The 25,391-nt window shown below is 41.1% G+C and carries 34 protein-coding genes and 2 pseudogenes; 19 read left to right on the top strand and 17 right to left on the bottom strand.

The window, feature by feature from the left end:
* Positions 1-105: 105 nt before the first annotated feature.
* Complete coding sequence (locus MKP07_RS20650) at positions 106-1,005, bottom strand: nucleotidyltransferase family protein (RefSeq protein WP_240848863.1); 900 nt, start codon at positions 1,003-1,005, stop codon at positions 106-108.
* Positions 1,006-1,152: 147 nt separating this feature from the next.
* On the opposite strand from MKP07_RS20650, the gene MKP07_RS20645 reads away from it, so the two are divergent.
* From MKP07_RS20645 to MKP07_RS20635, 3 genes are all read left to right on the top strand, one after another.
* Positions 1,153-1,662, top strand: a complete 510-nt coding sequence (locus MKP07_RS20645) for a hypothetical protein (RefSeq protein WP_240848862.1) — start codon at positions 1,153-1,155, stop codon at positions 1,660-1,662.
* Positions 1,644-2,021, top strand: a complete 378-nt coding sequence (locus MKP07_RS20640; protein ID WP_240848861.1) for a hypothetical protein — start codon at positions 1,644-1,646, stop codon at positions 2,019-2,021. Before MKP07_RS20645 ends, MKP07_RS20640 begins: the two co-directional genes overlap by 19 nt.
* Positions 2,022-2,082: 61 nt before the next feature.
* Positions 2,083-2,757 (top strand): hypothetical protein, encoded by a 675-nt coding sequence (locus tag MKP07_RS20635; RefSeq protein WP_240848860.1) that lies wholly within the window; start codon positions 2,083-2,085, stop codon positions 2,755-2,757.
* 84 nt (positions 2,758-2,841) lie between these two features.
* Here the strand turns inward: MKP07_RS20635 and MKP07_RS20630 are convergent, their stop codons facing one another.
* The 5 genes from MKP07_RS20630 to MKP07_RS20610 all read right to left on the bottom strand — a co-directional run bounded on the left by MKP07_RS20630 (position 2,842) and on the right by MKP07_RS20610 (position 5,889).
* Positions 2,842-3,486: a hypothetical protein gene (locus MKP07_RS20630; protein WP_240848859.1), complete on the bottom strand. Its 645-nt coding sequence runs from the start codon at positions 3,484-3,486 to the stop codon at positions 2,842-2,844.
* Between the two features lie 65 nt (positions 3,487-3,551).
* A complete protein-coding gene (locus tag MKP07_RS20625; RefSeq protein WP_240848858.1) occupies positions 3,552-4,523 on the bottom strand; it encodes a BspA family leucine-rich repeat surface protein in 972 nt (323 codons plus the stop codon).
* The gene (locus MKP07_RS20620; protein ID WP_240848857.1) at positions 4,496-4,879 is read right to left on the bottom strand and encodes a hypothetical protein; all 384 of its coding nucleotides are present in this window, start codon (positions 4,877-4,879) and stop codon (positions 4,496-4,498) included. The genes MKP07_RS20625 and MKP07_RS20620 overlap by 28 nt, the downstream gene beginning before the upstream one ends.
* Positions 4,880-5,132: 253 nt before the next feature.
* Positions 5,133-5,450: a lipoyl(octanoyl) transferase LipB gene (gene lipB, locus MKP07_RS20615; RefSeq protein WP_240850970.1), complete on the bottom strand. Its 318-nt coding sequence runs from the start codon at positions 5,448-5,450 to the stop codon at positions 5,133-5,135.
* Positions 5,443-5,889 (bottom strand): hypothetical protein, encoded by a 447-nt coding sequence (locus MKP07_RS20610; protein ID WP_240848856.1) that lies wholly within the window; start codon positions 5,887-5,889, stop codon positions 5,443-5,445. The genes lipB and MKP07_RS20610 overlap by 8 nt, the downstream gene beginning before the upstream one ends.
* A gap of 26 nt (positions 5,890-5,915) precedes the next feature.
* Here MKP07_RS20610 and MKP07_RS20605 point away from each other — a divergent pair, with 26 nt between their 5' ends.
* Positions 5,916-6,902: an RluA family pseudouridine synthase gene (locus tag MKP07_RS20605; protein ID WP_240848855.1), complete on the top strand. Its 987-nt coding sequence runs from the start codon at positions 5,916-5,918 to the stop codon at positions 6,900-6,902.
* 199 nt (positions 6,903-7,101) lie between these two features.
* Here the strand turns inward: MKP07_RS20605 and MKP07_RS20600 are convergent, their stop codons facing one another.
* The 3 genes from MKP07_RS20600 to MKP07_RS39140 form a co-directional block, all read right to left on the bottom strand.
* On the bottom strand, positions 7,102-7,893 hold the full coding sequence (locus MKP07_RS20600; protein WP_240848854.1) for a DedA family protein: 792 nt from the start codon (positions 7,891-7,893) through the stop codon (positions 7,102-7,104).
* A gap of 141 nt (positions 7,894-8,034) precedes the next feature.
* Complete coding sequence (locus MKP07_RS20595) at positions 8,035-8,859, bottom strand: dicarboxylate/amino acid:cation symporter (RefSeq protein WP_394803590.1); 825 nt, start codon at positions 8,857-8,859, stop codon at positions 8,035-8,037.
* Positions 8,860-8,959: 100 nt separating this feature from the next.
* Positions 8,960-9,373, bottom strand: a complete 414-nt coding sequence (locus MKP07_RS39140; RefSeq protein ID WP_262919396.1) for a cation:dicarboxylate symporter family transporter — start codon at positions 9,371-9,373, stop codon at positions 8,960-8,962.
* A gap of 259 nt (positions 9,374-9,632) precedes the next feature.
* Between MKP07_RS39140 and MKP07_RS39135 the strand changes: the two genes are divergently transcribed.
* The 11 genes and pseudogenes from MKP07_RS39135 (at position 9,633) to MKP07_RS20550 (ending at position 16,710) form a co-directional block, all read left to right on the top strand.
* A complete protein-coding gene (locus MKP07_RS39135) occupies positions 9,633-10,121 on the top strand; it encodes an amino acid permease (protein ID WP_262919395.1) in 489 nt (162 codons plus the stop codon).
* A gap of 35 nt (positions 10,122-10,156) precedes the next feature.
* Positions 10,157-10,993 carry an amino acid permease gene (locus MKP07_RS39130; RefSeq protein WP_262919394.1) on the top strand — a complete coding sequence of 279 codons (837 nt, stop codon included), beginning with the start codon at positions 10,157-10,159 and terminating at the stop codon, positions 10,991-10,993.
* Positions 10,948-11,145, top strand: coding sequence for an amino acid permease C-terminal domain-containing protein (locus tag MKP07_RS20585; RefSeq protein ID WP_240848853.1), 198 nt, complete (start codon positions 10,948-10,950; stop codon positions 11,143-11,145). Before MKP07_RS39130 ends, MKP07_RS20585 begins: the two co-directional genes overlap by 46 nt.
* A gap of 99 nt (positions 11,146-11,244) precedes the next feature.
* Positions 11,245-11,967 (top strand): YebC/PmpR family DNA-binding transcriptional regulator, encoded by a 723-nt coding sequence (locus tag MKP07_RS20580; protein WP_240848852.1) that lies wholly within the window; start codon positions 11,245-11,247, stop codon positions 11,965-11,967.
* A gap of 70 nt (positions 11,968-12,037) precedes the next feature.
* Entirely contained in the window at positions 12,038-12,904 is an 867-nt protein-coding gene (locus tag MKP07_RS20575) for a transglutaminase-like domain-containing protein (protein WP_240848851.1), read from the top strand.
* Between the two features lie 96 nt (positions 12,905-13,000).
* Complete coding sequence (locus tag MKP07_RS20570; RefSeq protein WP_240848850.1) at positions 13,001-13,384, top strand: BlaI/MecI/CopY family transcriptional regulator; 384 nt, start codon at positions 13,001-13,003, stop codon at positions 13,382-13,384.
* Positions 13,385-13,446: 62 nt separating this feature from the next.
* Positions 13,447-14,997, top strand: coding sequence for a M56 family metallopeptidase (locus tag MKP07_RS20565; protein WP_240848849.1), 1,551 nt, complete (start codon positions 13,447-13,449; stop codon positions 14,995-14,997).
* 188 nt (positions 14,998-15,185) lie between these two features.
* On the top strand, positions 15,186-15,557 hold the full coding sequence (locus MKP07_RS20560) for a co-chaperone GroES (RefSeq protein WP_240848848.1): 372 nt from the start codon (positions 15,186-15,188) through the stop codon (positions 15,555-15,557).
* Between the two features lie 46 nt (positions 15,558-15,603).
* Positions 15,604-15,792, top strand: coding sequence for a cupin domain-containing protein (locus MKP07_RS20555; protein ID WP_240848847.1), 189 nt, complete (start codon positions 15,604-15,606; stop codon positions 15,790-15,792).
* Positions 15,789-15,845: pseudogene (locus MKP07_RS42815) on the top strand (hypothetical protein); the annotation flags it as partial. The gene MKP07_RS20555 and the pseudogene MKP07_RS42815, both read left to right, overlap by 4 nt.
* Before the next feature lie 481 nt (positions 15,846-16,326).
* A complete protein-coding gene (locus tag MKP07_RS20550; RefSeq protein WP_240848846.1) occupies positions 16,327-16,710 on the top strand; it encodes a M15 family metallopeptidase in 384 nt (127 codons plus the stop codon).
* Between the two features lie 209 nt (positions 16,711-16,919).
* Here the strand turns inward: MKP07_RS20550 and MKP07_RS20545 are convergent, their stop codons facing one another.
* The 8 genes from MKP07_RS20545 to MKP07_RS20510 all read right to left on the bottom strand — a co-directional run bounded on the left by MKP07_RS20545 (position 16,920) and on the right by MKP07_RS20510 (position 22,068).
* Positions 16,920-17,366, bottom strand: coding sequence for a sodium:solute symporter family transporter (locus tag MKP07_RS20545; RefSeq protein ID WP_240848845.1), 447 nt, complete (start codon positions 17,364-17,366; stop codon positions 16,920-16,922).
* Positions 17,344-18,396: a sodium:solute symporter family transporter gene (locus MKP07_RS20540; RefSeq protein ID WP_240848844.1), complete on the bottom strand. Its 1,053-nt coding sequence runs from the start codon at positions 18,394-18,396 to the stop codon at positions 17,344-17,346. The genes MKP07_RS20545 and MKP07_RS20540 overlap by 23 nt, the downstream gene beginning before the upstream one ends.
* 625 nt (positions 18,397-19,021) lie before the next feature.
* The gene (locus MKP07_RS20535; protein ID WP_240848843.1) at positions 19,022-20,185 is read right to left on the bottom strand and encodes a hypothetical protein; all 1,164 of its coding nucleotides are present in this window, start codon (positions 20,183-20,185) and stop codon (positions 19,022-19,024) included.
* Positions 20,186-20,265: 80 nt separating this feature from the next.
* On the bottom strand, positions 20,266-20,463 hold the full coding sequence (locus MKP07_RS20530; RefSeq protein WP_240848842.1) for a hypothetical protein: 198 nt from the start codon (positions 20,461-20,463) through the stop codon (positions 20,266-20,268).
* Positions 20,451-20,789: a hypothetical protein gene (locus MKP07_RS20525; protein ID WP_240848841.1), complete on the bottom strand. Its 339-nt coding sequence runs from the start codon at positions 20,787-20,789 to the stop codon at positions 20,451-20,453. Before MKP07_RS20525 ends, MKP07_RS20530 begins: the two co-directional genes overlap by 13 nt.
* A 107-nt stretch (positions 20,790-20,896) precedes the next feature.
* The gene (locus MKP07_RS20520) at positions 20,897-21,052 is read right to left on the bottom strand and encodes a hypothetical protein (RefSeq protein WP_240848840.1); all 156 of its coding nucleotides are present in this window, start codon (positions 21,050-21,052) and stop codon (positions 20,897-20,899) included.
* Positions 21,053-21,066: 14 nt separating this feature from the next.
* Positions 21,067-21,450 (bottom strand): PIG-L family deacetylase, encoded by a 384-nt coding sequence (locus MKP07_RS20515; RefSeq protein WP_240848839.1) that lies wholly within the window; start codon positions 21,448-21,450, stop codon positions 21,067-21,069.
* A 72-nt stretch (positions 21,451-21,522) separates the two neighbouring features.
* Positions 21,523-22,068 carry an LOG family protein gene (locus MKP07_RS20510; protein WP_240848838.1) on the bottom strand — a complete coding sequence of 182 codons (546 nt, stop codon included), beginning with the start codon at positions 22,066-22,068 and terminating at the stop codon, positions 21,523-21,525.
* A gap of 138 nt (positions 22,069-22,206) precedes the next feature.
* Between MKP07_RS20510 and MKP07_RS39125 the strand changes: the two genes are divergently transcribed.
* The 4 genes and pseudogenes from MKP07_RS39125 (at position 22,207) to MKP07_RS20490 (ending at position 25,387) form a co-directional block, all read left to right on the top strand.
* Entirely contained in the window at positions 22,207-22,341 is a 135-nt protein-coding gene (locus MKP07_RS39125; protein ID WP_262919393.1) for a hypothetical protein, read from the top strand.
* Entirely contained in the window at positions 22,332-23,645 is a 1,314-nt protein-coding gene (locus MKP07_RS20505; protein ID WP_240848837.1) for a sodium:solute symporter, read from the top strand. Before MKP07_RS39125 ends, MKP07_RS20505 begins: the two co-directional genes overlap by 10 nt.
* A 107-nt stretch (positions 23,646-23,752) precedes the next feature.
* Positions 23,753-24,384: pseudogene (locus MKP07_RS42810) on the top strand (O-methyltransferase).
* A gap of 7 nt (positions 24,385-24,391) precedes the next feature.
* A complete protein-coding gene (locus tag MKP07_RS20490) occupies positions 24,392-25,387 on the top strand; it encodes a glucosaminidase domain-containing protein (RefSeq protein ID WP_240848835.1) in 996 nt (331 codons plus the stop codon).
* Positions 25,388-25,391: the final 4 nt, after the last annotated feature.

The raw sequence follows: 25,391 nt of genomic DNA, 5'->3' as shown, positions 1-25,391 counted from the left end.
TTACCTGCAGGGTAGCGCTTTTTTATGCAACAAGGCCAACGAATGCATAAAAAAGCGCGTGGCTTAAACCACGCGCTATAAAGCGTTACAAACAAATCTATTTTATTATGCACCCCAGAGATTAGTGCTGTAGGCGCCTTGCTCAATCAGGTCGTTTAGTTGTTTCTGAACTGCCGGAGCATCTTCTTTATAAGTTACGCCAAACCACTGAGCTGATGTAGTCACCACTTTTACTTCCCCGCCTTCTTTAATAAAATTATCTACCACAGCAGGGATCAGGAACTCAGACTTAGGAACAGCAATACTTTCCTTAATAAAAGCTTTGAAATCTTTTTCATACAAATCATATACCGAAGGATGAAAGCACCAGAAATTCATAGAAACTACCGTGTCTTTTGATAATTCATCGGGCTGCAAACCGTCGTCTACCTTCACTACATCACCCTGTAAACCAATACCGATGCGTTCTACTACACTTGCCAGGTTGCCTTTTTCGTCCAGTCCACACACGCCACGATTTACAGTACCGTGTTCAGATAAGGTATTCATCAGCGGGTAGCTGATTACCGCGTATGTTTTTTCATTGCACTCAGTAGTTAAAAACTCAGCCGCTTTTTTAAACGCATCAAAACCATAAAAGTCATCTGCGTTAATTACTGCAAAAGGAGTGGTTACTACTTTTGCAGTACACAGTACTGCATGCCCGGTACCCCAGGGCTTGGTACGTTCTGCCGGGATTTCTACACCATCCAGGTACATATCCAATTCCTGGAAAGCAAATTCATAGTCTACTTTTCCATCAAGTTTAGAAGCAAAAAGATTCCTGAAGTTTTCTACAAACTGCTCACGGATCAGAAATACAATCTTCCCGAATCCAGCTTTTACAGCATCTGCTATCGAATAATCCATTATCGTTTCGCCACTCGGACCAAAAGCCTCCACCTGTTTCATACTTCCGTAACGAGAGGCCATTCCTGCGGCCAAAATCACTAATGTTGGTTTCATTCGTAAATTTTTATATTTTCTTTTATCATTTAGTGGCAGCAAGCAAGGCCTGCTGTTTTTTTTCGCTGCCGAATCTTATCCGGTAATACTTTTGCGAAAATGAATGGTCTCAAAAATAAGGTAATTTAGCCAACAGGTATCATTGTAATGGATATTATTGACGAAGATTTAATCACAACAGAACCCGTACCTTTTCTGTCTCAGAATGGGGTAAGTGTACAGGTATTAAGGCTGGATACAATACACCCGGTAATTAGCGGCAACAAATGGTTTAAGCTTAAATACCACCTTCGAAAAGTTATTGATGGCAACTACAAAGCCATTGTAACATTTGGAGGGGCCTTTTCCAATCATATTGCGGCAACGGCTGCAGCCTGCGCGGCAAATGCCATCCCTTGTATAGGCATCATACGGGGTGAAACGCCTAACTCCTACTCCCATACCCTTTTGAATGCGCAAGAATACGGTATGCAGTTGCATTTTGTTTCCAGAGCAGATTATCAAAACAAGATTATTCCTGCTGCTTTTTCAGGAGATGATTATTACATAATACCCGAAGGCGGTTATAGCAACACAGGAGCGCGTGGCGCAGCTACCATTCCTTATGAAAAAACGCTTTTGATCATATCGTTTGCGCCGTGGGAACCGGCACTATGATGGCAGGCCTGATTAACAGTAAATCAGATCAAGCCAGTGTGCTGGGTCTGAGTGCACTGAAAAACCATTCTATGCTGGAAAGCGAAGTGCAACATCTCCTTGAAAATAAAGATCAGCCGGTTATTATTAACCATGATTATCATTTTGGAGGCTACGCCAAGCAAAAACCCGAATTGATCAACTTTATGAATGAGCTATTTTCAGCAACCGGGATCCCTACCGACTTTGTGTATACCGGAAAGCTATTTTATGGTGTACATGAGTTAATTCAAAACAATTACTTTAAAACCGGTTCCCGGTTATTGCTTGTTCATTCGGGGGCTTGCAGGGTAATCTTTCTTTACGAAAAGGAACGTTAATTTTCTGATCTGTTATGCGCACTCGCTTATCTTTGTTAGTTAAGTAGTTAATGGCTCTATCATGAAGAAGATTTTATTGTTTTTACTGTCAGGCTTTATTATTTCGGGCATTTATGCACAGGAGCAACTTCCCGACTTTTCGGTTTACAAGGTAGGAACCAACAGGGTTGTGGTAGCCTGGACCCATAATTACCAGGGCGTTAAACAAATAAGCATTCAACGTTCTACCGATACCCTAAATTATTTCAAAACTATAGGAACCCTTCCAGATCCGAGCCTGCAGCAAAACGGTTTTTCTGATGCTACCGCTCCCAATGACAATATGTTTTATCGCATTTTTGTAATGTTTGAAGGAGGGAAATATATTTCAACCAAATCGAAACGGCCTACTGTGGATACTTCGGGCCTTGCTGATGCATATAATAGCGGCAATAAATCGAATACAGAAGTCAATCTGAATCCCAACTTTATTCCTTCAGGATTTGTACAATCTACTTACATTTTCACTTCACCAGACCGTTATGTGCGGGTAGAGTTGCCGCTGGATAAAAGAAAATATGATTTAAAGTTTTTCGGAGAAGCTGGTCAGCCGCTTTTTGAGCTCAATAATATTAAAGAAAAACGTTTTAAACTGGACCGTTCTTATTTCACTTCTGCAGGCTATATCAATTTTGAATTATATGCCGATGATAAGCTGTTAGAGAAGAATAAAGTTTTTCTGCCGAAGGATTTTTAGTTAGTAGTTGAAAAGTCAACAGGTTTATAGGTTGACAAGTGAATACAAAATGCTCTGTCTGGGATTCTTTGGCTTTTATTTTATTCATTCCTCATCCATCCTCGCCTTTATTACTCTACCATAAGTCTTTAGGCCGTCCTTATCGATCTGTGCAACGCGCACATACACATTGTTGCTAGAATTGGTTTTAATATAGTTCTGTTTGTTGCATCCTGCATTTATACCTACAAAACCTGCTACACCAAACACCATTAACAATATCTTATTTTTCCTGCCGACAACAAGGAAAGCAAGTCCTAAAACAAATGCAGACGATCCTAAAAGGCTAACATTATGTATCGTTTTTGAAAAAGTGTACTCAATTATGGTTTCAGAATTACCGTCTTTTGCTTTAGAAACCAAACTACCTATACTGATAAAATCGAAGCCATCGTTAGAAATCTCTACATCGAAATGATCATTATTCGTTTCGCTCAAAGTTGCCCAATTTACAACCAACCTGCTGTCTTTGATAACAGCGCTAATACTGCTAAAAACAACAGGTAAGGCTGAGGCAGCGCAAACACCTCCATCGGGAGCGCTATCAGTAATAGTCCAGCCTTTTGCTATTAAAGAGCTTCTACCATTACCCGTAACACTGGAGTATATGCGTGAACTGGCTCCCAACAAAATATTATCAGGTGTGGCAGGATTAGCGCCCCAACCATCCAGCGTCGCAGTATAATTCACACAATCCATTCCTGACGCACTCAACATGCTTTCCGCTGTACTTAATGCCGATAAATTCCAACTTCCTAAATTTTGATTAAAGCCTCGGCTAAACACACCTCGCATGGTGGTAACTTTTTTGTATCCCAGTTATTTAAAGGTTGATTAAAAGACCAAGCTCCCGAAAACATATAATCCAAAGTAGTAACCTCTTCTGTATTCCAGCTATTTATAGGCTGGTTAAAAGAAACCGCACCTGTGAACATAGATGCCATAGTAGTAACTTTGCCTGTATTCCAATTATTTAACGGTTGATTAAAGTTATGCGCATTTACAAACATAAAATCCATGCTGGTTACATTTCCGGTATTCCAATTATTAAGCGGTTGATTAAAAGAACCGGCGTTTGCAAACATCCATCTCATATTTAAAACCTTGCCTGTATTCCAATCGTTTAAAGGTTGGTTGAAAGCATCAGCAGACGAAAACATTCTGCTCATTTGTGTCACATTTCCAGTATTCCAATTATTGAGAGGTTGATTAAAGTTAGTAGCTACGCTAAACATATTTGCCATTGTAGTTACTACTGCAGTATTCCAATTATTAATATTCTGGTTAAATGCCTTTGCCCCAGCAAACATAAAATTCATATTTGTTACATTACCGGTATTCCACAACCCTATGGGCTGATCAAAGCTAACAGCATTACTGAACATCCCAGCCATAATATTTACGTTAGAAGTATTCCAGTTTCCAATATCCCGGTTGAAACTGGTAGCGTTAGCAAACATGCCAGTCATTATAGTAACCTTCGACGTGTTCCAGTTTCCGATATCCTGGTTAAAAGAAGAGCAAGTGTGAAACATATTAGTCATGTTTACAACATTTGATACATCCCAGTTATTAAAATTATTATTACCCACTAATTCGGTACATTGATCGAACATGCCAGTCAGGTTGGTTATACTGCTAAGGTTGGGCACATCCGTTGCTAGTACATTCAGGTTCTTACATTGCCTAAATGCGTTAATCAAATCACTCCATACGATACTCCCCATTGTTCGAGGGTGATAATCTTAAGGCGATCAGTAGTGTCGGAAACAAAATTAAAATTTGTAAAATTTCCCGCGCCGGGAGATGCAGCAAGTCTCCAGATACCTGCCACAGGTACATTAACAACAGTAACACCATTACCCGTTATAGTAAAAGGTGTTCCTAATGTTGGCGCCACCGGAGAAACTAAGAGATTATAATTATCGCCAGTTCCCGGAAAAACAATGGTGTTATGATTATCGCCATTATTGGTATTCCATACAGTAATAAATTCATTTTGTCCCAATAATTGAGCGGCCCCCAATAAAAAGAAACAAAGTATAAAAATCCTTCTAAATACAAGAGGATAATTTTTCATCATAAACATGCTCATTTAATCAGTTTTGTTAGTATTAAACGAATATAGCAGCGAACAAATCGTTGTAAAATGGTGAACATTTGCCAACGATAAATTGAATTTATTATTTGCGTAGTTAAGCTAGCCTGGCTTGAAGTTATTATACATAGGTATGCCATGCATTTTAATCCCGGCATATTATGCTACCCATTCACCACTTCTATCTCAAACACTTTTTCAAAATTTCTCTTTACTTTCTCTTTCACTTCATCCATATCTAAGGCACGACCGAGTTCTTTTTGCAGAGAGGTAACTTGTTTTCCTGTATACCGCAGGGTACGATCATATTAAAATAATTCAGATCGGTATTTACATTTAAAGCAAAACCGTGCATAGTGATCCAGCGGCTGGTTCGTACCCCAATGGCACAAATTTTACGTTCGCGCCCCTTTTTGTCAGGATCCAGCCAAACACCGGTCTCTCCTGCGGAGCGTTCGCCTTTCAAACCATATTCCTCCATAGTTAATATCATCACTTCCTCAATATTGCGCAGGTATTTACCAATATCTGTATAGAATTTCTCAAGGTCAAAAATGGGATAGCCTACTAATTGTCCAGGGCCGTGAAAGGTAATGTCTCCCCCCTGTTGATCTTAAAAAATCTATACCAAGCTTGGCAAGGTGCTCCTCGCTCATCAATACATTGCCCATATCACCACTCTTTCCGAGGGTGAATACAGGAGGATGTTCTACAAAGAGTAAAGCGTGCCTGGTTTGGAGGTTTTCATCAGGCTGCCCCATTTCTCCACTATCCTGCAGTTCACGCAAACGCGTTTTGACCAACACATTTTCCTGTAAAATATTCTCCTGGTAGTCCCATGCATCCTTATAACGCATATTACCCAAATCGCTGAACTGCACCTGTTGTTTCACCTGGTTTTCGATAGTTTTAAATATGAAAAAAGTAACAATGAGCTGTTTTACATCGAGCCCGCTTATCTTTAGAAGCAACAAAAATAAACACAATCTGTTCAAAACACATTAGTTTACCTTTGCACGCAATGAACGAGGAAGAAATATATACCGAACAGCAGGATACGAGCGATGAGCTCTATCAAAAATTTGTATTCAAAACCGATCCGGGCCAGGAAGCTTACCGTATAGATAAGTTCCTGATGAACCGTATTGAAGGCGCTACCCGTAATAAAATACAGCAGGCTATTCACAACAAAATGGTACTGGTAAATGGCAGCGAGATAAAACCTAATTTTAAAGTAAAAGGCAACCAGGAAATTGTTGTTTTTACAGATACGGCACCAGACGAGAACGAGATTTTGCCTGAGGATATCCCACTCAATATTTTCTACGAAGATGACGATATTATTGTTGTAAATAAAGCAGCGGGCATGGTGGTACACCCGGGAAGTGGCAACCCTAACCACACCTTATTAAATGCGATGGCATGGCATCTTCAGCAGCAAAATGCTTTTGCCGATACCGAAAAACTTCCGCGTTTTGGCATGGTACACCGGATAGATAAAAATACGACCGGCCTTTTGGTATTGGCAAAAACCGAGCTGGCTATGCGTAACCTGGCAAAGCAGTTTTTTGACCACACTGTTGACCGGAAATATATGGCACTAGTATGGGGCGATGTGGCCGAGGACGAGGGCACTATTGTAGCACATGTAGGCCGCAACCTGCGTTTCAGAAAGCAATTTGAGGCCTACCCGGACGGCGATCATGGTAAGGAGGCTATTACCCATTATAAAGTGCTGGAAAGATTCGGATATGTTACACTGGTAGAATGTATACTGGAAACCGGCCGCACTCACCAGATACGGGTACATATGAAACACCTGGGGCATCCGCTTTTTAATGATGATTTTTATGGCGGCGATAGAATCATAAAGGGTACCGTTTATGCGAAATATAAACAGTTTGTAGATAATTGCTTCAACATCTGCCCCAGGCAGGCGCTGCACGCCAAAACATTAGGATTTACACATCCCGCAACGGGCGAGCGCGTTTTTTTGAATCGGATCTAGCAAAAGACATTGAGGAAGTAATAGAAAAGTGGCGTAGATATACCACTGCTTATCGCCCTACTGAATAAAGGGTAGTAAGTATGGACGTCCGATGTCGTTAAGGCAAACACCGTTACCTCATTAAAAAAGCCATGATACCGATAAGTATACATGGCTTTTTTATATTATTTGATTAGTAGTATTAAAATCGCAGCAAGATTTAGTCCTTTTGTTGCTCTTCAACGGTATTATCCATACGCTCTTCCTTTGCTTCCTGCATCAGCTTTTCCTTGCTCTTCTTTCCACCTTTAACCAGCTTCATAATAACCGGGAAAGTAGTAATAACAACAATACCGATAATGATGATTTCCAGATGTGCCGTAAGGTCGAAATTATAATGACTCATCAGCCATTTCTGCAGGAAGTGGCCGGCGAAAATCAAACTGAATACCCATAAGCAGCAACCCAGCACATTATAGAAGGTAAATTTGGCTCGTTCCATTTTCACAATCCCCGCAATAATGGGTGCAAAAGTTCTGATAAAAGGCAGAAAACGTGCTACTACAATAGCAAAACCTCCGTTCTTCTCATAAAAATCGTGCGCTTGCTCCAGATAACGTCTTTTAAAGAAAAAGTTTTCTTTCCAGGTGTACATCGAAGGTCCTACTTTTCGTCCCGTCCAGTAACCTACCATATTACCTAAAATACCGGCTAAAGCTATTAAACCAAATAGTACAAACAGATCTACCCACTCATTATGTATATGTCCTAAACCAATTACCTGCATAAACTGGTTAGCGAGGCCCGGCACCAATTCGCCAGCCTTTTCCATTTTATGCGCGAAAATACCAGCTATAAATAATAAGGTATCTCCGGGCAGAAAAAAGCCTGCGAATAAACCTGTTTCTGCAAAAACAACAAACAATATTAACCACAATCCACCATTCTCTATATACCAGGTTGGTTGCAACAAATCCGTCCACTGAAATGCCGTGCTCAATAATTCAATCATGATTTAATTTTATCGTTCGTTTTCGTTTATGTGCTTTACTATCAAGGCAGTCATGCTAAACCCGCCAAAGATACGGGCTATCATTTGCTAGCGATTCAACAAAAGTGCTAAAAAAAAGTTCAAGCGCTAAATAAATATTTGCTAATCTTTATAAGTAATGGCTTTTGAGTCATCAAACTCGCCTTCCCATTTAGCTACTACTACGGAGGCCAGACAATTGCCAATGACATTTACAGAGGTTCGGCCCATATCCATCAGCTCATCGATACCTAAAATAGCCGCGATGATAACGATGGGCAGTCCGAACTGTTCTGCGGTGGCGATCAATATAATTAATGACGCGCGCGGAATGGCAGCAACTCCCTTACTGGTGATCATAAGCGTTAGCGCAATTAATAGTTGCTGACCAAAAGACAGGTCCATACCTGCGGCCTGGGCCACAAAAATAGAAGCCAGGGATAGATAAAGCGTGGTACCGTCGAGGTTAAAGCTATACCCGGTGGGAACCACAAATGATACAATTTTTCTGGGAACGCCAAACCGCTCCATATTACGCATTACTGCCGGCAAAGCAGCGTCTGAACTGGTAGTGGCAAAAGCAATCGAAACCGGCTCCTTTATGGCCTGGATAAATTTCTTAATAGGAATTTTGAGGTATAATGCAACGGGCAGTAATACCAGCAAAATAAAAGCGATCAGGGCTGCATACAATGTAATCAGCAGCATGAAGAGGTATTTTAAAATATCTATTCCCATGTGACCTACGGTATAGGCCATGGCAGCACCCACTCCTATAGGAGCAAAATACATGATCAGGTGGGTGTACTTAAACATGGTTTCTGACAGGCTTTCCATAAAGTCTACAATCGGCTTTTTCTTTCCCTCGGGAAGTTTTGCCAGGCCAATTCCAAATATAACAGAGAATATTACGATCTGCAGTACCTGGTTTTCATAAATAGACTTCACAATGTTTTCAGGAAAATATCCCTGAAAAAAGAAGTCGTCTTATAAATCCAACGATCTCCTTCGGGAATATTTTTAAGTGCTGCAGCATCTGCCTCTTTTACTACTGAAGTTTTAGGCAGATCATGATGCGGTATTTTGATGCGTCAATACCCACCCCCGCTTTGGTAATATTGATGGCAGCCAATCCAATAAACAAAGCAATAGTAGTAGCTGTATAGAAATATAACAGAGATTTCCAGGCCATCCTCCCCACCTGCTTCAGATCAGAATGCCCTGCTATACCATATACCAGTGTAGCAAAAAGAATAGGCCCCACAATCGTTTTGATCAGTTTGATAAAACCCTGGCTTAAGGGTTGAAATGAGAGTGCCACGCCCGGGAAATCGCTTCCCAGTATTACGCCGAATAAAATACTTACCAGGATCCAGGTAGTCAGCGATTTTTTCAAAAAAGCAAAAAGGAGCAATACAACTACCAGGCCCCACCTGGATGCAAAAAGAAGTTGATCAGGCAAAGGACTAACCTCGAAGCTAAATAAATGTATTACAGCTACAATAGTAAATGCTATTAACGCAATTAATCCGGCTTTTTTGTTTTCATCATATAGTATAAGGCAGGCTTAAAATCAATTTATTAATCCCTAAAACTTGGTAAAATAGAGAATAATTGACGTAACTTCCAAAAGTTTTGTTAAGGCATATACGATTATTCCTTATTTTTCCTCTGTTAAAACAATTGATCAAAAAATAATATACCACTCAAAGTAGACACTTATGGGATTATTTACAAAGAAACCGCTTAGCATTTTATTAGCGGAGGCCGCAGACTCTGAAAAGGGTTTGAAACGAACGCTCACGGCAGGAGGGCTCGTAGCATTAGGTATTGGCGCCATCATTGGAGCCGGGCTTTTTGTACGTACCGCCGCTGCTGCTGCTCAAAATGCCGGACCATCGGTAACATTTGGTTTTATCCTGGCGGCTATTGGCTGTGCCTTTGCCGGTCTTTGTTATGCTGAATTATCTTCTTCTATCCCAATTTCAGGTAGCGCCTACACTTTTACTTATGCTACTATGGGTGAAATGCTAGCCTGGATTATTGGCTGGGACCTCGTATTGGAATATGCAGTGGGTGCCGCTGTGGGTATAGCCTGGAGCGAGTACCTGAACAATCTCCTGGTAAACATCCTGCATTGGAAACCCATAGCATATGAATGGTGCCACTCCCCTTTCAGGTATCAACTGATGGCGTTAGAGGTATTATGAATATCCCTGCTTTGTTTATAGTTACTTTAATGAGTATGCTCCTTATAAAAGGCACTTCAGAGTCCTCTTTCGTAAATGCATTGATCGTAATTGTGAAGGTAACTATCGTAGTACTCATCATTATATTAGGATGGAAATTTATTAATCCGGCTAATCATTCGCCTTACATACCGCCACCCGAAAAATATGTAGACCATCAGGGAGTAACGCATAGCTTTGGTGGGATTATGGGTATTTTAGGAGCTGCGGGAACCGTATTCTTCGCCTTCATTGGTTTTGATGCAGTAAGTACTGCTGCGCAGGAAACCAAAAACCCCAAAAGAGCTTTACCAATTGGTATTTTAGGCTCTTTGGCTATTTGTACCGCACTATATTTATTATTTGGTCATGTTTTAACCGGGCTCGCGCCGGTTTCTTTCTTCAGAGACCCTAGCCAGGGCGGAGAAGCTTCTGTAGTAGCCGCTATTCAAAACTTTATGCCGGGCTATAAATGGCTGGCCGATGCTGTAACCATTGCCATTCTTGCCGGGTTTACATCGGTGATACTCGTAATGCTGTTGGGTCAGAGCCGGGTGTTTTACTCTATGAGTAAAGACGGGTTGCTACCTGCTTCTTTTAGTAAGCTCCATCCAAAATTCCAGACGCCTTATAAAGGCAATCTTATTATTCTGTTACTGGTAGGACTTTTTGCTGCATTTGTACCAGGCGATGTAGTTGGACATATGACCAGCATTGGAACCTTATTTGCGTTCATACTGGTTTGCGCAGCTGTGATCATTTTGAGAAAAAAGAACCCAATCTCAAACGCCAGTTTAAAACGCCTTTTGTGCCTCTGTTTCCTATTTTGGGAATCATTTCCTGCCTGGCAATGATCCTGGGTTTGGGTTGGGAAAACTGGGCCCGTTTAGGAGGCTGGTTAGCTATTGGTTTTATTATTTACTTCGGCTACAGCGTTAAACACAGCAAACTGTCCAAAGGACAGGTGGTAATTCCTAAAGATCCGCCAGGTGATGGATTACACTAATTAAAGTATTCTGATTTTTTTGATATCAACCGCCTCCTTAAAAAAGAGGCGGTTTTTTATTAAGGCTTGCTTAGATTTGCAGCCACAATTTATATTTTTATGGGAAGGATATTTGAAGTTCGTAAGGCCTCGATGTTTGCCAGGTATGATAAAATGGCTAAGAACTTTACCCGTATAGGTAAAGAAATCATTATAGCTGTAAAAGCAGGGGGACCAGATCCCTCACAAAATGCAGCATTACGCCGTTGTTTTCAGAATGCGCGAAGTGTGGGGATGCCTAAAGACCGTGTGGAAGCAGCTATTAAACGGGCTCAAGGTAAAGAACTGGTAAACTACGATGAAATCTTGTATGAAGGTTATGCCCCACATGGCGTGGCTTTGCTGGTGGAAACTGCAACAGACAATCACGTACGCACCGTAGCTAATGTAAAATCTCATTTTAATAAAGGCGGCGGTGCTATGGGAAATAGCGGCAGTGTGGCTTTTCAGTTTAATAAAATGGGGGTTTTCAAACTAAATCCAGAAGGTTTAAATACAGACGACCTTGAATTGGAACTGATAGATTTTGGCTTGGAAGAGTTAGGAGAAAGCACCACCGATGACGGCAAAGAAGTGATTGTTTTAAGGGTAGCTTTCACTGATTTCGGCAACATGCAAAAAGCACTCGAAGAAAAAAACATAACACCTATAAGCGCTGAACTGGAATGGATACCGGGCACAACAGTGCCGGTGAATGATGAACAAGCAGAAGAAATAAGCAAACTTATCGAACGCCTGGAGCAGGATGAAGACGTTCAGAAAGTTTTCCATAATATGGGATAAAAATCGTGATAGTCGATAGACTATGGACCATCGGCTATGGTCTATCGACTAATTTGCTATATTTGTTTCAATGGAGAACGAGAAAGAAGTTGAAGCATTACTTACCCTGATAGAAGACCCGGATACCGAAGTATTTGAAGCGGTAAGTAATCGCATTATTTCTTACGGAACGCCCATTATAGCAAGTCTCGAAAACCTTTGGGAAAACACCATCGACAATAGTGTTCAGGAGCGTATTGAACTGCTGATACACCGGCTCCACTTCATCAATCTTAAGAATGATTTTATAGCCTGGAGTAACGCCCCTCACCACGATCTGATACCCGGCGCTTTATTAGTAGCCAAACTCCTCTACCCCGATCTTCATACCGGAAAAGTGATACAGGATATCGAACGCCTCAGGCGCAATATCTGGATCGAATTAAACAATTACCTTACCCCTTTAGAACAGGTAAACGTTATTACCAGCATCCTGTATAATTACTTCGGACTAAAAGGAACACTTGGAGAAGAACGCATACCCAATGAATTCCTGATCTCGAATATCATCGAGTCTAAAAAAGGAAATCAAAGTGGCAATGGTGTACTTTACCTTTTACTTACCGAGCTATTGGATGTTCCCATCAGGTTACTACCCATTCCCAACCAGTTCGTATTGGCTTACTTTAAGTCGAAAACTGAGAAGGAGGCCGAAAAGTTGCACCTGAACATAGAATTTTTTATAGATCCGACCTTAGGACAGGTATTTACTCATAACGATCTGTATAATTACTTTAGTAAAATTGCAGTACCTGTTGTACCCGACTATTTCAAACCACAAAACAATAAACAGGTAGTAGCCAAACTCCTTGAAGACCTGGGCAAGTGTTACGAAACGGATGAAAAATTTTATATGCTGAAAGAAATTGAAGAACTGATTACTATTCTCAGAGACTAACTTTCTCTGCTAAGCCGAATTGTTAAAAAAAATCAGAAAATTTTAAAGGCTTGTTAATTATACGAAAGAAATCGTAAATTGCTTAAAATTTGGTGTATGGCAGACGTTAAAACATTGAAACCAACGGAAAGTGAACTGGAGATCTTACAGGTGCTTTGGCAAAAAGGAAAAGCTACCGTAAGAGAAGTGCATGAAGAATTGGTGATCGGAAAAGATATCGGTTATACTACTACCCTTAAACTCATGCAGATTATGAATGATAAGGGATTGGTGGATAGAGACGACTCGGCCCGAACCCATATTTACCAGGCTGCGACGGATAAGGAAAATACCCAGAAATTTCTATTGAATAAGTTTATAGGCAACCTCTTTGGAGGGTCATCAACTCAACTTGTAATGCAGGCTTTGGGTAGCCAGCAGGTTACTGAGGAAGAGTTAGACCAGATACAGTCTTTGATCGACAACTTAAAGAAGAAATAAACCATGAACGAAAGCTTGCAATCGGTACTAACTGCTTTAGGAAACGCTGTTATCAACAGCATATGGCAAAGCGGCCTGATATGGCTGCTGGTTTTAAGCTACACGCGTTTTACAAACGTTTGCCATCGGAGCAATTAAGTAATATTGGTTTTGCAGCGCTTCTTACAGGGTTTAGCGCCTTTGTTGCCACTTTTTTCCTGTCCTTATCTAATCCCTCTTTGGGGTTGGGGATTGTTAAATGGATCGGTAATATCAATAGTTTCCAATCTGTGATGGTGTATGCCGCCACTCTTTACATGATCCTTTTAATGGTACCATTAATTAAGTTGTTGTTGGGTACGCAAAGCATTTATCGTTTAAGAAGACAGGGACTTGGGAAAGTTCCGGGACCTTTAAAAATATTTCTGCTGGATGCATCCCAATACTTAAATATCAAAAGGAAGGTTAGCATATTCACCTCCAATCTGATTTCATCTCCTTTAACGGTTGGTTTTCTAAAGCCTGTAATATTGCTGCCGGTTGCTATGTTGAACCAGTTAAGTATGGAGCAGGCCCAGGCAATTATTTTACATGAGCTGGCTCATATACGGAGAAATGACTACCTGCAAAACCTGATCACGCAGGTAATACTAACGATTCTATACTTTAACCCGTTTATAAGGTTACTGGCCAAAATGCAAAACCTCGAACGCGAAAAATCTGCTGATAACTGGGTAATGCGATTTGAATATGATAGTTGCATGTATGCTAAAACGCTACTTTTACTGGCCAGGCAAAATACTGCAACGCCTAACAAGCTAGCAGTTCCTATTTCGGGTAAAAGATCGCCCTTGCTTGAGAGAGTGGAGTTCCTGTTAGGTGCGGGTAAAAGAAGATACCCTTCTGTAAAAAGCATCTCTTTTCTATGCACTTTGATCGTAAGCATGATGTTATGTTCCCTGCTAAACAAGCATGGATCTACCCAAACGGCCGGTATCAATATAGCATGGACAGCACAACCTGCTGCAGGCTTTCAATTTGCCTCCAACCTCGAACAGCCAGCTACTGAAATGATACATCCAGATCCAACTCCTGAAATTACCCCTGAAGAAAAAACTACGATCACAGAAACCTGCGATAAAAGCAATCCTTCTCCCAAGCCTAAAACAGAGGTGGTGAAAACAGAAGATTGTGTAGATGTAGTAAGTAGCAGGGCTACTTTTGTAAGTCATTTTGAAACGGTGATGCCTGTATTGGAAGAAAAAGAGGAGAAAGACGTACAGGACGCATTAAAAGCCACTCAAAAAATTGTTGTTGAACTTAGTTGGAATGCCATAGACAATTCGCTTGCAGAGACTGTTACCCAACAGGAAAAGCAGGCGCTTAAAGACGCGTACAGCCAAAAAATAAAAACCGCCAATTGGCAAAAACAGGCCGATGTATTACGGTTGCGTTATAAAGACATTAACTGGGAGAAAACTACTAAGAAGCTGGCACTGGCTATTGCTGATATTAAAGTAGATAGCATTTACAAAGAATACAAAAATGTAACCCAGGCACTTTACGGATATAAACAACAGCTGGAGCAGGATTCGTCTTGCCAGAAAAAGAAATTACCGCTGTTACAGACCTGATTAAACAATACAGGATTGCTATTCAAAAGATAGACAGCGTAAGAAGCCGGAAAGTGGTGGAATTGTAGTTATCTGAATCCCGATATTCATTACTCTTGCGTTGACTTTAGTAGCCGATGTTGTTTCTCAACATTTATTTCTTCTCTCATAGCTTAAATTTTTATTTTTGTTGAAGAGAACATAAAACTATGCGTATTACAGCAGAAAACAGATTTAAGAAATTAATTGTTATTGGTGACAGGATACTGATAAAGCCGCAAAAGCCGGATGAACGTACTGCCAGTGGTTTATACCTGCCACCTGGCGTGCAGGAGAAGGAAAAAGTACAACAAGGTTATGTGATTAAAACCGGACCCGGTTATGCAATACCCGTAGCGGTGGATGAAGAGCCATGGAAAACCGATGAAGACCAGGTAAAATATGTTCCGCTACAGGCAAAAGAAGGTGATCTGGCTATATTTCTTTTAAGCGGTGCTACAGAAATCATGTACGAAAGTGATAAGTATTTCATCGTACCACAAAGCGCCATACTCATGCTCGAACGGGAAGAAGATTTGTAAAATAAGACTTCTCTCCATCATTAACCACCATTGTAAAAATATATTTATGAAAGGATTTAACGCAAATATTCAGCAGCTCACTTTAGAGAATGACCATTTCAGAAAAGTATTGTACACGGCTTCACACATGCAATTAGTGTTAATGAGCTTATTGCCCGGAGAAGAAATTGGCGAAGAAATACATGATAGCAACGACCAGTTTTTTCGCTTTGAACAAGGTACGGGGAGTGTATAATTGATGGAAACAAGTACACCGTTGCAGATGGAGATGTTATTATCATCCCTTCGGGAGCTAAACACAATGTAATTAATACGGGCTCCAGTTCTTTAAAGATGTACACCATCTATGCTCCACCACATCATAAAGACGGCATTGTACGCGCTACTAAAAAAGAAGCAGAAGAAAATGAGGAAGATTTTGACGGGCAGACAACTGAATAAGATACATGAGAACGGTTTTATTGAAATGCACCCTAAGTCTCATCTTCTTTATCGGAGCAATAAACGCATCATTAATAGATGCGCAAACGAACTCCTTGTCCGTTGAACGTTCTGTCAATAAATATAAAAAGGAAGTAAAGCAATTTCCCTTCCAGGAAATGATCGAAATAAAGAGCAGGATCCCTTCAATTGTCTACGACCTACGATATGCCAGTGAGCATAATTTTATGCAACGATATATGTACCCCGCTGGAACTACTACTACCTTTCTTCGCCAACCCGCAGCCGACTCATTGCTAAAAGTGCAGGAGGCCTTGAAAAAGAAGGATTGGGACTCAAAGTATTCGATGCATATCGTCCTTATTCTGTTACAAGAAAATTCTGGGACCTGGTAAAGGATGAGCGCTATGTAGCCAACCCGGCAAAAGGCAGCAACCATAATCGTGGCACTGCTATTGACCTAACCCTTATCCAGCTAAACACCGGTGAAGAATTGGACATGGGCACCGGCTTTGATAATTTTTCAGATACAGCACATCATAGTTTTAAACAACTGCCAGAACCGATACTACATAACCGGCAGAAATTAAAAACCGTTATGGCTAAATACGGATTTACGGCACTCTCCACAGAATGGTGGCATTATACTTACCAAAGCAATATAAGATTTGATGTACTGGATATTCCTTTCAGAAAACTATCTCTCAGATAAGCTTTTGCGGTAAATGGTTGCCTGCAACAGAATTGCCAGTACATATACCAGTAGTGCGCCAATCATATTGAGCCATAGAAAACCCAGGCTTATTTTGTCATATTCGTTCAGCACAAAGAGGGCAATAATTGCGACTTCGGTTATTATAGCCGCAACAAAAACCGCGGTCCCCTTTACCTTCTTTGCATAAAAAGCAACGAGGAAAACACCTAGTATGGTTCCATAAAAAGAGAGCCAAGGATATTCACAACTTCTATAAGGCTGCTCGTCCAGTTGGATACAAACATAGCTACCCCAATACAAAATAAGCTCCAGACTACCGTATAGATCTGTGAATAAGCATAATCATCCCGCCTGGCTTTTGTAAAATACTTCTTGTGTATATCTATAACAGTACTCGACGCAAGGGAATTGACCGCTGCGGCAATACTGCCCCAACTTGCGAGAAAAATAACGGCAATAATAAGCCCCACCAATCCCTTCGGCAGGTAATCAATTACAAATTTTAAAAAGATATAATTAGTATCGTTATCGCTGCCGCCGTTCTCCTTCACCAACAGTTTGATATCATTTCTCACTACCATCATACTATCCTGCAAGTAAGACATCTCTTCAAAATATTGATCATTACCACTATTCTGTTGATACTGCCCCAATAAGGCTGCTTTTTTTCATCAATGTGATGAAGCGTTGTCTGCAGCTCGGCAAGCCTGGTTTTGTGAACAGAATTTTCGAGGCGTTTGAGCTCGTAATCATTAAAAAAGCCGGTGCTTTATGAAACTGGTAAAAAGCAAATACCAAAACACCCAGCAATAGAATACCAAATTGCATGGGTACTTTAACAATGCCGTTCATCAACAAACCGGTTTTACTTTCTTTTAAATTTTTAGCAGTCAGGTATCGTCCTACCTGAGACTGATCTGTACCAAAATAGGAAAGCGCTAAAAAGAAACCTCCAATAATACCGCTGAAAATATTATACCTGTCTCCCCAATTAAACTTGCCATTTTCGAAGCCTGTAGTGATAATATTGAATTTACCCAGCTTACCTCCTATGGTAATCGCATCGGTAAATCCCATGCCCTCGGGCAGCTTGTGCACCATATAATAACCCGCCAAAAACAGGGCTACCATAATAATAAAAAACTGTAGCTGCTGTGTGTACGCAACAGCTTTGGCACCACCGGTAACGGTATAAATGATCAGCAACCCTCCCATTACCAGGTTGGTAAGGTAAATATTCCAGCCAAAAATAACCGATAAAATAAGAGAGGGTGCAAAGATGCTGATCCCCGTTGACAAGCCCCGCTGCAATAGGAAAAGCAGCGACGTAAAAGTTCTTGTTTTTGCATCAAACCGGTTCTCCAGGTATTCATAAGCCGTATATACTTTCAACCTGCTGAAAACCGGTGCAAAGGAAATACAGATGACTATTGCAGCAAGTGGCAAACCCAAATAATACTGAACAAAACGCATCCCATCTGTATAGGCCTGCCCCGGAGCAGCGAGGAAGGTTACAGCACTTGCCTGTGTACCCATTATACTTAACAGGATAATATACCAGGGCATGCTCCTGTTAGACAGAAAATAGCCTTCCAGGTCTTTACTACCCTTGCTTCTGAATACGCCATACAAAATAATCAGCAGCAATGTGCAGGCAAGTACTATCCAGTCCAGTGTTTTCATGAATACTTTTTAGTTAAATAATAGAAAAACAAAATCAACAAAAACAGTATCACAACAACTAAAACATACCAGGTGGACCAGAACTTAAATAAAGGTGGTTTTTTATCAAGTTCTTCCATAGCTTTTATCGTTTCCTTCGCAATGAGTTCATAAAAACAATACCCAAACCTATTACCAGGCCCAGCATTAACCCAAACCTTACTTTTTGATCAGTGTACCAATCACTAACCCGAGTACAATGGCAATAATAAAAGCCATTTCCCCACGCCTGATATCTATTAAAGGTTTTTTCTTTTCCATCGTTTTAAAATTCTGATTACCCAACCGAACCGGCGCCCTCCTACTATTCAAACCATTATATGCGGCGTGTAGATAATGTCACCGCTTTGCGGTTTTTGCATATCCTCAACGCCATCTATATAATAATATCACCGCTTCGCGGTTGTTACACATCGTCAACGCCATTATAATGTCACCGCTTCACGGTTGCAATGCATGATTAACATTATACTAATCTGACCACTTATTCCAACAATCACCTTCACCCTGTCAACCAATCAACTCTTCAACCTATCAACCAATCAACTCTTCAACCTATCAACCTATCCCTACTTATTCAACGCAATCAAATTGGCCAGTAAGCGCATTGCGCCAGGCACAGCAGCCGGAAGCTCTCTGAAAAAACCAGACCTGTATAGGTAAAAGTCCCCTTACCATAAGTAGCAGTGATCAGGCTTCCTTCGTCTGCCCGTTCGCCGGGATCAGCCATCGACAACAATGGTTTGAAATGATTATCCCAACCACCGGCATGGTAAATACTTCGTTCCTGCACCCAATGTTCAAAATCTTTACCGGTTATTTTATTGGGATAATTAAATGCCTTATGGGCAGGGTCGATCATACTTACTTTTGCCTGTTCATCAGTAATCCTGTTCCTTGTGATATTAAAATCGTAAGGTCCTATTTTTGATTTAACGGTTCCAAGATTATTACTGGTATTATACTGCACAATCAGGTTCCCTCCTTCTTTTACATAATTCATGAGCTCATCATAAAACTCGTTCATCCACTCATTGGTATTATACGCACGAACCCCTGTTATGATGGCATCAAAACCACTGAGGTTGCTTACCGGCAAAGTTGTTTTATCCAATATGGTTACATCATAACCCATCCGCTCCAATATAACCGCCACTTTATCACCTGCACCAGGTATATAACCTATTTTTTTACCCACTGTTTTTAAATCGATATTTAAGGCAGTAATAAAGTCGGGATAAAAATAGCGGACCGCCGGTATATGATCGTAATCGATACTTCTTAAAGCCAGGTGATAGCCCACTGTATCTTTATCGGTTTTCTTATTGGCATAAGGGGTCAAGGTGTAAATCTCTTCGGGCTCATGTTTCTCCGTTACATCAAAATTATAAAAAGCAGTCCTTCCTTTTTCTAAAGACTGAGCGCCGTTTTGCACTCCTGAATAATCAATACCCGTTAATCCGGCGGTAATATTACCGCTAATACCCGAAAACGCATGTAACTGTGTCTGTATCCGCTGTTGTTTATTATCAGGTCTGAATACTACCAGGTTGGGAGACGCAGTAATAGTAGCCGGAGGAATGACGATCAGCGGCTGGTATATTTCTCCTTTTACCGGATCGGTATATTTATAACGTACGGGTTGCTCAAACACAAAATCCTGTCCACCTATATTAATGGTAAATGTCGCAAGGTAGGCCGGAGCAACATCAGGCAGTCCAATCATTTGCTGGTCGGCTACATAAAACAAGCCTTCTTCTTTTTTATCATTCAGCCAGTAGGGCTGCGTTATTTCTTTTTGCAGTGATACATCAACTTTTGTATCAAAGCTCAGGTTCTTATTTTTTCAAGAGATTTATTGATATTGTTGGTAATACCTGCAATAGCAATGCTTTTAGCCGTTGCATCAGCGCCCAACCGGCTATTTAAAACAGTATTGATAATAACAGATTCCGTTTGGACGGCAAATGGCTGGTTGCTGTAGGCATCCATAAACAAACCGCTACAAAGTGCAATCAGCTGTTGCACTTCTGCTTTCTTTTTTCAATCCAATAATGAGTACCCGACTGTCCCAGCAATTTATATAAAGCCACCAATTGAGTAACTGATTTTTCGGGCGCTGTGATATCAAATTTAGATTCAATGGCGGCTATCATTTTTTCTATGGCCTGCCCGTTTTTTCCAACCCGGTTCCAGCTGATATTTACACCATCGAAAAGATCATTCTTAGGCGCATCGCCACCGGTTGTTTTAAAGTACTCATAACTGTCGCCTCTTGTAGCAGCCGAACCAAAGCCCTGCGACTTATGCTGGCTGCGGCTTTCGGCAGCTATTTCGCCGTAACTCTTTCCCAACAAGCTATTATATCCACCTACATTGATATTAAATTGCGAGGGATCGGTTGTATTATTTCCACCAAAATTGAAGGTATTCCATAATATCCTTTTAGCCTGCCAGGGTTTTACATACTGTAACTGGTCTTTAAACTGATTGGGATCAGCGGCTGCTGTAAATGCTTCATTGGCCAGGATGGCGCTGGCCGTATGATGGCCATGCCCCCTTCTCCTGTAACAGGAAAGCGTGTAATGATCACATCTGGTTGAAATTTACGTATCATCCAAACCACATCACTCAATACCTTTTCCCGGTTCCATTTCTTAAATGTTTCCTCGGGATTTTTAGAAAATCCAAAATCAAAAGCTCTGAAAAGAACTGCTCTCCACCATCTATACGACGGGCGGCCAGCAACTCCTGTGTGCGGATCAATCCCAGTTCAATACCCTGTTCGTCACCAATCAGGTTTTGCCCGCCATCACCGCGTGTTAGCGACAAATAGCCGGTTCTATATAAGCGATCATTTGCCAGGTAAGTGATCAAACGGGTATTTTCATCATCGGGGTGTGCGGCAACATATAACACAGATCCCAGCACTTTTAACTTCTGAATACGCTGTACGATCTGCGAGCCGGTACCAGACTGGGCCATAGCGCCCATACAAAAAACAAAAATATACAACTGACAATCCGATTCTTCATCCTACGAAAATAGCGGAAAAGGCCGAACAGGAAAAGCCTGTATTATATAGTATTAGCTAAATTCCGGCTGCAATACCAATTCTGCAACATTAGGCACTACCGTTATCCGGTGCATCGGATTCTCATACAAAAAACCATTATGCAGCATGGTTTCGATATGAGCCAGCAGGTGATCATAAAAACCATTAAGGTTAATAATATAAATACTCTTATCGTGAATGGAAAGATTATTCCAGGTGATCATCTCGAACAGTTCATCCAAAGTACCATAACCACCGGGTAAGATAATTGCAGCATCGCAGAGCTCGTACATTTTTCGTTTGCGGATATGCATATCTCCTACTACCAGTAATTCGGTAATGGTTTTATGCGAACGCTCCCTGGCATTCAGTATTTCCGGGATCACCCCCACTACAGATCCGCCGTTTTCCATTACAGCATTGGCAACAGCGCCCATTAAACCAACATTACCTCCGCCGTACACCAGTCTCATGCTTCTCGAAGCCATCCAGTTGCCCAGCCTTTGTGCTTCTGCTGTAAATAACTTATCTCTTCCATCTTTGGAGCCGCAAAAAACGGCCAGCGACCTGATTGACATATAAAAAAGTTTTCTTTTGAAGGATTCAAATTTTCTGAAGCCGCTTTAGGCGGCAACTATAATACAAATCACAAAAGAAATTTCCATATCTTCAAAAATTATATTGCCAAAGCAAAATCATTCATAAAAAATAATAATATGTCTGCAGGTTTTTTATTTTCCATCGTAATTGCTTATTTCCTCTTACTGCTTTTGGTTGCCTGGAAAACCAGTAAAAACAGTAATAATGAGTCTTTTTTATTGGTAACCGGAGTAGTAACTGGATGCTGGTAGCTTTTGGTATGATCGGTACTTCTTTAAGTGGTGTAACTTTTGTGAGTGTGCCGGGTGCTGTGGGCGGCAGCCAGTTTGGCTATATGCAGATTGTTATTGGTTATATGATCGGCTACCTATCCATCGCTTTTATACTATTACCACTTTATTATCGCCTCAAGCTCACGTCAATTTATGGTTACCTGAAAACCAGGATGGGTATGCTTTCTTATAAGACCGGAGCATGGTTTTTTATTATCAGTCGCCTGGTAGGTGCTACTGCAAGACTCTACCTGGTGGTGAATATTTTACAGGCTACTATTCTGGACAGCTTTGGTATTCCTTTCTGGGTATCTACGCTTATCATTCTTTTCATGATCATTTTATACACTTTCGAAGGAGGTGTAAAAACAATTGTGTGGACGGACACCCTGCAAACTACTGGCATGCTGGCGGGCTTGATCATTTGTACGATTTACCTGCTACAGCATATGAACCTGAACATTACAGAAAGCCTGGATGCTATGCATAGTGCCAACCTCTCGAAGATCTTTAATACCGATGTCGATTCAAAATCCTATTTTATTAAACAAATACTGGCAGGCGCATTTATAACACTAAGTATGACGGGTATTGACCAGGAAATGATGCAGAAAAGTATTTCCGTAAACAGGCTCAAAGATTCGCAGAAAAACATGGTATCTCTTGCCTTTATTATGGTAGTGGTAATTGGACTGTTCCTGTACCTGGGCGGCCTGCTTCATTTATTTGCAGCACAGGAAAACATCGCGGCTTCGGGAGATGCCCTGTTCCCAACGGTAGCGGTACAGCATATGCCACCCGCTATTTCTATTATTTTTATCGTTGCCCTCATATCGGCCCTTTTCCCCAGTGCAGATGGCGCCATGACAGCGCTCACCTCCTCATTTTGTATTGATATTGCTGGCCTTAACAGGCGCTCCGATATGGATGACAAGGCTAAAAAGCGATTCAGGCAAACGGTTCACCTGCTTGTAGCAGCAGCCTTTTTATTGCTGGTATTAATTTTTAAAGCTATAGACAGCAAAAGCATGATTGATATCATCCTGCGCCTGGCGGGATATACTTACGGTCCATTATTAGGATTATTCGCCTTTGGCATTTTTGTAAAGCGCCGTCCCAATGACAAATTGGTGCCTTTTGTATGTTTTATTGCGCCCATTCTTTGTTTCCTGATCGATGAAAACCAGGAAGCTATTTTCGGCAACTTCAAGATCGGTTTAGAACTGATTATACTGAATGCATTCTTTACTTTTATAGGCTTATTCGTTATTTCTAAAAAGTAAGTGCGGCTGAACTGGAACAGGACAGCGTGCATTAAAAATTGACAGAAAGCAGATGACAGATAACAGTTTGTTACCGCGGCTCTTGTTATTTGCCTAATTGTAAGATTATGGACTTTGAGCAACTCAATCAGTTTTCTGACCAGCATACGACTCCCGAAGATGCACTCTTATCGGAAGTGAGCAGTTTTACCCTGCAAAATCACGCGGAGCCGCACATGCTCAGTGGCCATGTACAGGGACAACTGCTGAAAATGGTCAGCCAGATGATCAGGCCCGAGCGTATTTTAGAAATAGGAACTTTTACCGGCTATAGCGCGCTTTGCCTGGCAGCCGGCTTACAACCGGATGGAATATTGCATACTATTGAATTCAGGGAGCCCACAGCTGCTATTGCCCAGAATTTTTTCAAAAATCGGCTCATAAGAACAACATACAACTGCATACAGGTAATGCACTGGAAATCATACCGTTATTAAATGAAAAATGGGACCTAGTTTTTATTGACGCTGATAAACCAGGCTACATCAATTATTTTGAGCTGGTTTTTCCACAGGTTAAGAAAAATGGTTTTATCTTAGCCGATAATATTTTTTTCCATGGCGAGGCATTGAAAGAAAATGCCAAAGGCAAAAGCGCCAAAGCTATTAAGGAGTTCAATCAGTTTATTAACCAAAGAACGGACATTGAAAAGGTGGTACTTACCATCAGGGACGGGCTTTATTTAATACGAAAAACTTAGTTTAGTAATGATTAAAAAACTTTTCGGCACAGTTCTGTTCCTGTGCGTTTTCCTCTTTACCAAAGCACAAACCAACGAAACAACGCTTCAATATATCAAAACCTACTGCGGTATTGCTGTTACTGAAATGCAGCGCACGGGCGTTCCGGCTGCAGTAAAACTAGCCCAGGGTGTATTGGAAACGATGTCGGGCCAAAGCCCGCTGGTGATAAAATCCAACAATCATTTTGGCATTAAATGCAAACAAGGATATGAAGGTCCTTACGTTTTGCATGACGACGACAGACCACAAGAGCGCTTTATGAAGTATGAAGACGCTGGTCAGTCTTATAAAGATCATTCGGATTTTTTAAAAGGACGCTCCCGTTATGCAGGGTTATTTGAACTGGACCCTACCGATTATTCCGGCTGGGCTTATGGTTTAAAGAAAGCGGGTTATGCAACTAACCCAAAATATCCTCAATTACTGATCGGTATCATTGAGCGATACAATTTGGCTGAATACACATTAATGGGTTTAGGAAAAGCCGAGTGGAACGAGGATGTAAAAACCTATATCGCAAAAACTCAGGGCATCGCAACTCCAACCCACGCAGTGGCTGTAACCAAAGCGCCCGCTCAGCCTGTAAAAAACATGTACCCGGAAGGAGAATTCCTGATCAATAATACCAAAGTAGTAGTGTTGAACGCAGGTGCTTCATTAACTGAAATTGCCAACAAATACAATATCACGGTAGACAGGCTGCATGCTATGAACGATTTCGGCTTCATTGCCGAAAAAGTGCAAAAAACAACACTGGTGTTCCTGCAGTTAAAAAGAACAGTTTGCGAGAAAGCCTATCACGAAGTATTAGCAGGTGAAAACATCTATGATATTGCACAGGCAGAAGGTATTCGTCTTGAGTCTTTACTCAAATTAAATAACCTCGGTAAATACGATAGCCCCGCCATCGGTGCTAAATTGAAATTAAGAGACGACTCTGCTTCCCTCGCAAAAAATTAATGGC

The sequence above is a fragment of the Paraniabella hibiscisoli genome (assembly GCF_022512515.1).
GTDB classification, from domain to species: Bacteria; Bacteroidota; Bacteroidia; order Chitinophagales; family Chitinophagaceae; genus Niabella; species Niabella hibiscisoli.
This window is presented reverse-complemented; position numbering and strand designations above follow the sequence as displayed.

Excerpts from the sequence above, each read along its gene's own strand:
- MKP07_RS20650 (WP_240848863.1), bottom strand. The coding sequence starts at position 1,005 with ATGAAACCAACATTAGTGATTTTGGCCGCAGGAATGGCCTCTCGTTAC.
- MKP07_RS20645 (WP_240848862.1), top strand. The coding sequence starts at position 1,153 with ATGGATATTATTGACGAAGATTTAATCACAACAGAACCCGTACCTTTT.
- MKP07_RS20635 (WP_240848860.1), top strand. The coding sequence starts at position 2,083 with ATGAAGAAGATTTTATTGTTTTTACTGTCAGGCTTTATTATTTCGGGC.
- MKP07_RS20625 (WP_240848858.1), bottom strand. The coding sequence starts at position 4,523 with ATGGGGAGTATCGTATGGAGTGATTTGATTAACGCATTTAGGCAATGT.
- MKP07_RS20620 (WP_240848857.1), bottom strand. The coding sequence starts at position 4,879 with ATGATGAAAAATTATCCTCTTGTATTTAGAAGGATTTTTATACTTTGT.
- MKP07_RS20605 (WP_240848855.1), top strand. The coding sequence starts at position 5,916 with ATGAACGAGGAAGAAATATATACCGAACAGCAGGATACGAGCGATGAG.
- MKP07_RS20600 (WP_240848854.1), bottom strand. The coding sequence starts at position 7,893 with ATGATTGAATTATTGAGCACGGCATTTCAGTGGACGGATTTGTTGCAA.
- MKP07_RS39135 (WP_262919395.1), top strand. The coding sequence starts at position 9,633 with ATGGGATTATTTACAAAGAAACCGCTTAGCATTTTATTAGCGGAGGCC.
- MKP07_RS39130 (WP_262919394.1), top strand. The coding sequence starts at position 10,157 with ATGCTCCTTATAAAAGGCACTTCAGAGTCCTCTTTCGTAAATGCATTG.
- MKP07_RS20580 (WP_240848852.1), top strand. The coding sequence starts at position 11,245 with ATGGGAAGGATATTTGAAGTTCGTAAGGCCTCGATGTTTGCCAGGTAT.
- MKP07_RS20575 (WP_240848851.1), top strand. The coding sequence starts at position 12,038 with ATGGAGAACGAGAAAGAAGTTGAAGCATTACTTACCCTGATAGAAGAC.
- MKP07_RS20570 (WP_240848850.1), top strand. The coding sequence starts at position 13,001 with ATGGCAGACGTTAAAACATTGAAACCAACGGAAAGTGAACTGGAGATC.
- MKP07_RS20565 (WP_240848849.1), top strand. The coding sequence starts at position 13,447 with ATGGCAAAGCGGCCTGATATGGCTGCTGGTTTTAAGCTACACGCGTTT.
- MKP07_RS20560 (WP_240848848.1), top strand. The coding sequence starts at position 15,186 with ATGCGTATTACAGCAGAAAACAGATTTAAGAAATTAATTGTTATTGGT.
- MKP07_RS20555 (WP_240848847.1), top strand. The coding sequence starts at position 15,604 with ATGAAAGGATTTAACGCAAATATTCAGCAGCTCACTTTAGAGAATGAC.
- MKP07_RS20540 (WP_240848844.1), bottom strand. The coding sequence starts at position 18,396 with ATGAAAACACTGGACTGGATAGTACTTGCCTGCACATTGCTGCTGATT.
- MKP07_RS20520 (WP_240848840.1), bottom strand. The coding sequence starts at position 21,052 with ATGATACGTAAATTTCAACCAGATGTGATCATTACACGCTTTCCTGTT.
- MKP07_RS20510 (WP_240848838.1), bottom strand. The coding sequence starts at position 22,068 with ATGTCAATCAGGTCGCTGGCCGTTTTTTGCGGCTCCAAAGATGGAAGA.
- MKP07_RS39125 (WP_262919393.1), top strand. The coding sequence starts at position 22,207 with ATGTCTGCAGGTTTTTTATTTTCCATCGTAATTGCTTATTTCCTCTTA.
- MKP07_RS20505 (WP_240848837.1), top strand. The coding sequence starts at position 22,332 with ATGCTGGTAGCTTTTGGTATGATCGGTACTTCTTTAAGTGGTGTAACT.
- MKP07_RS20490 (WP_240848835.1), top strand. The coding sequence starts at position 24,392 with ATGATTAAAAAACTTTTCGGCACAGTTCTGTTCCTGTGCGTTTTCCTC.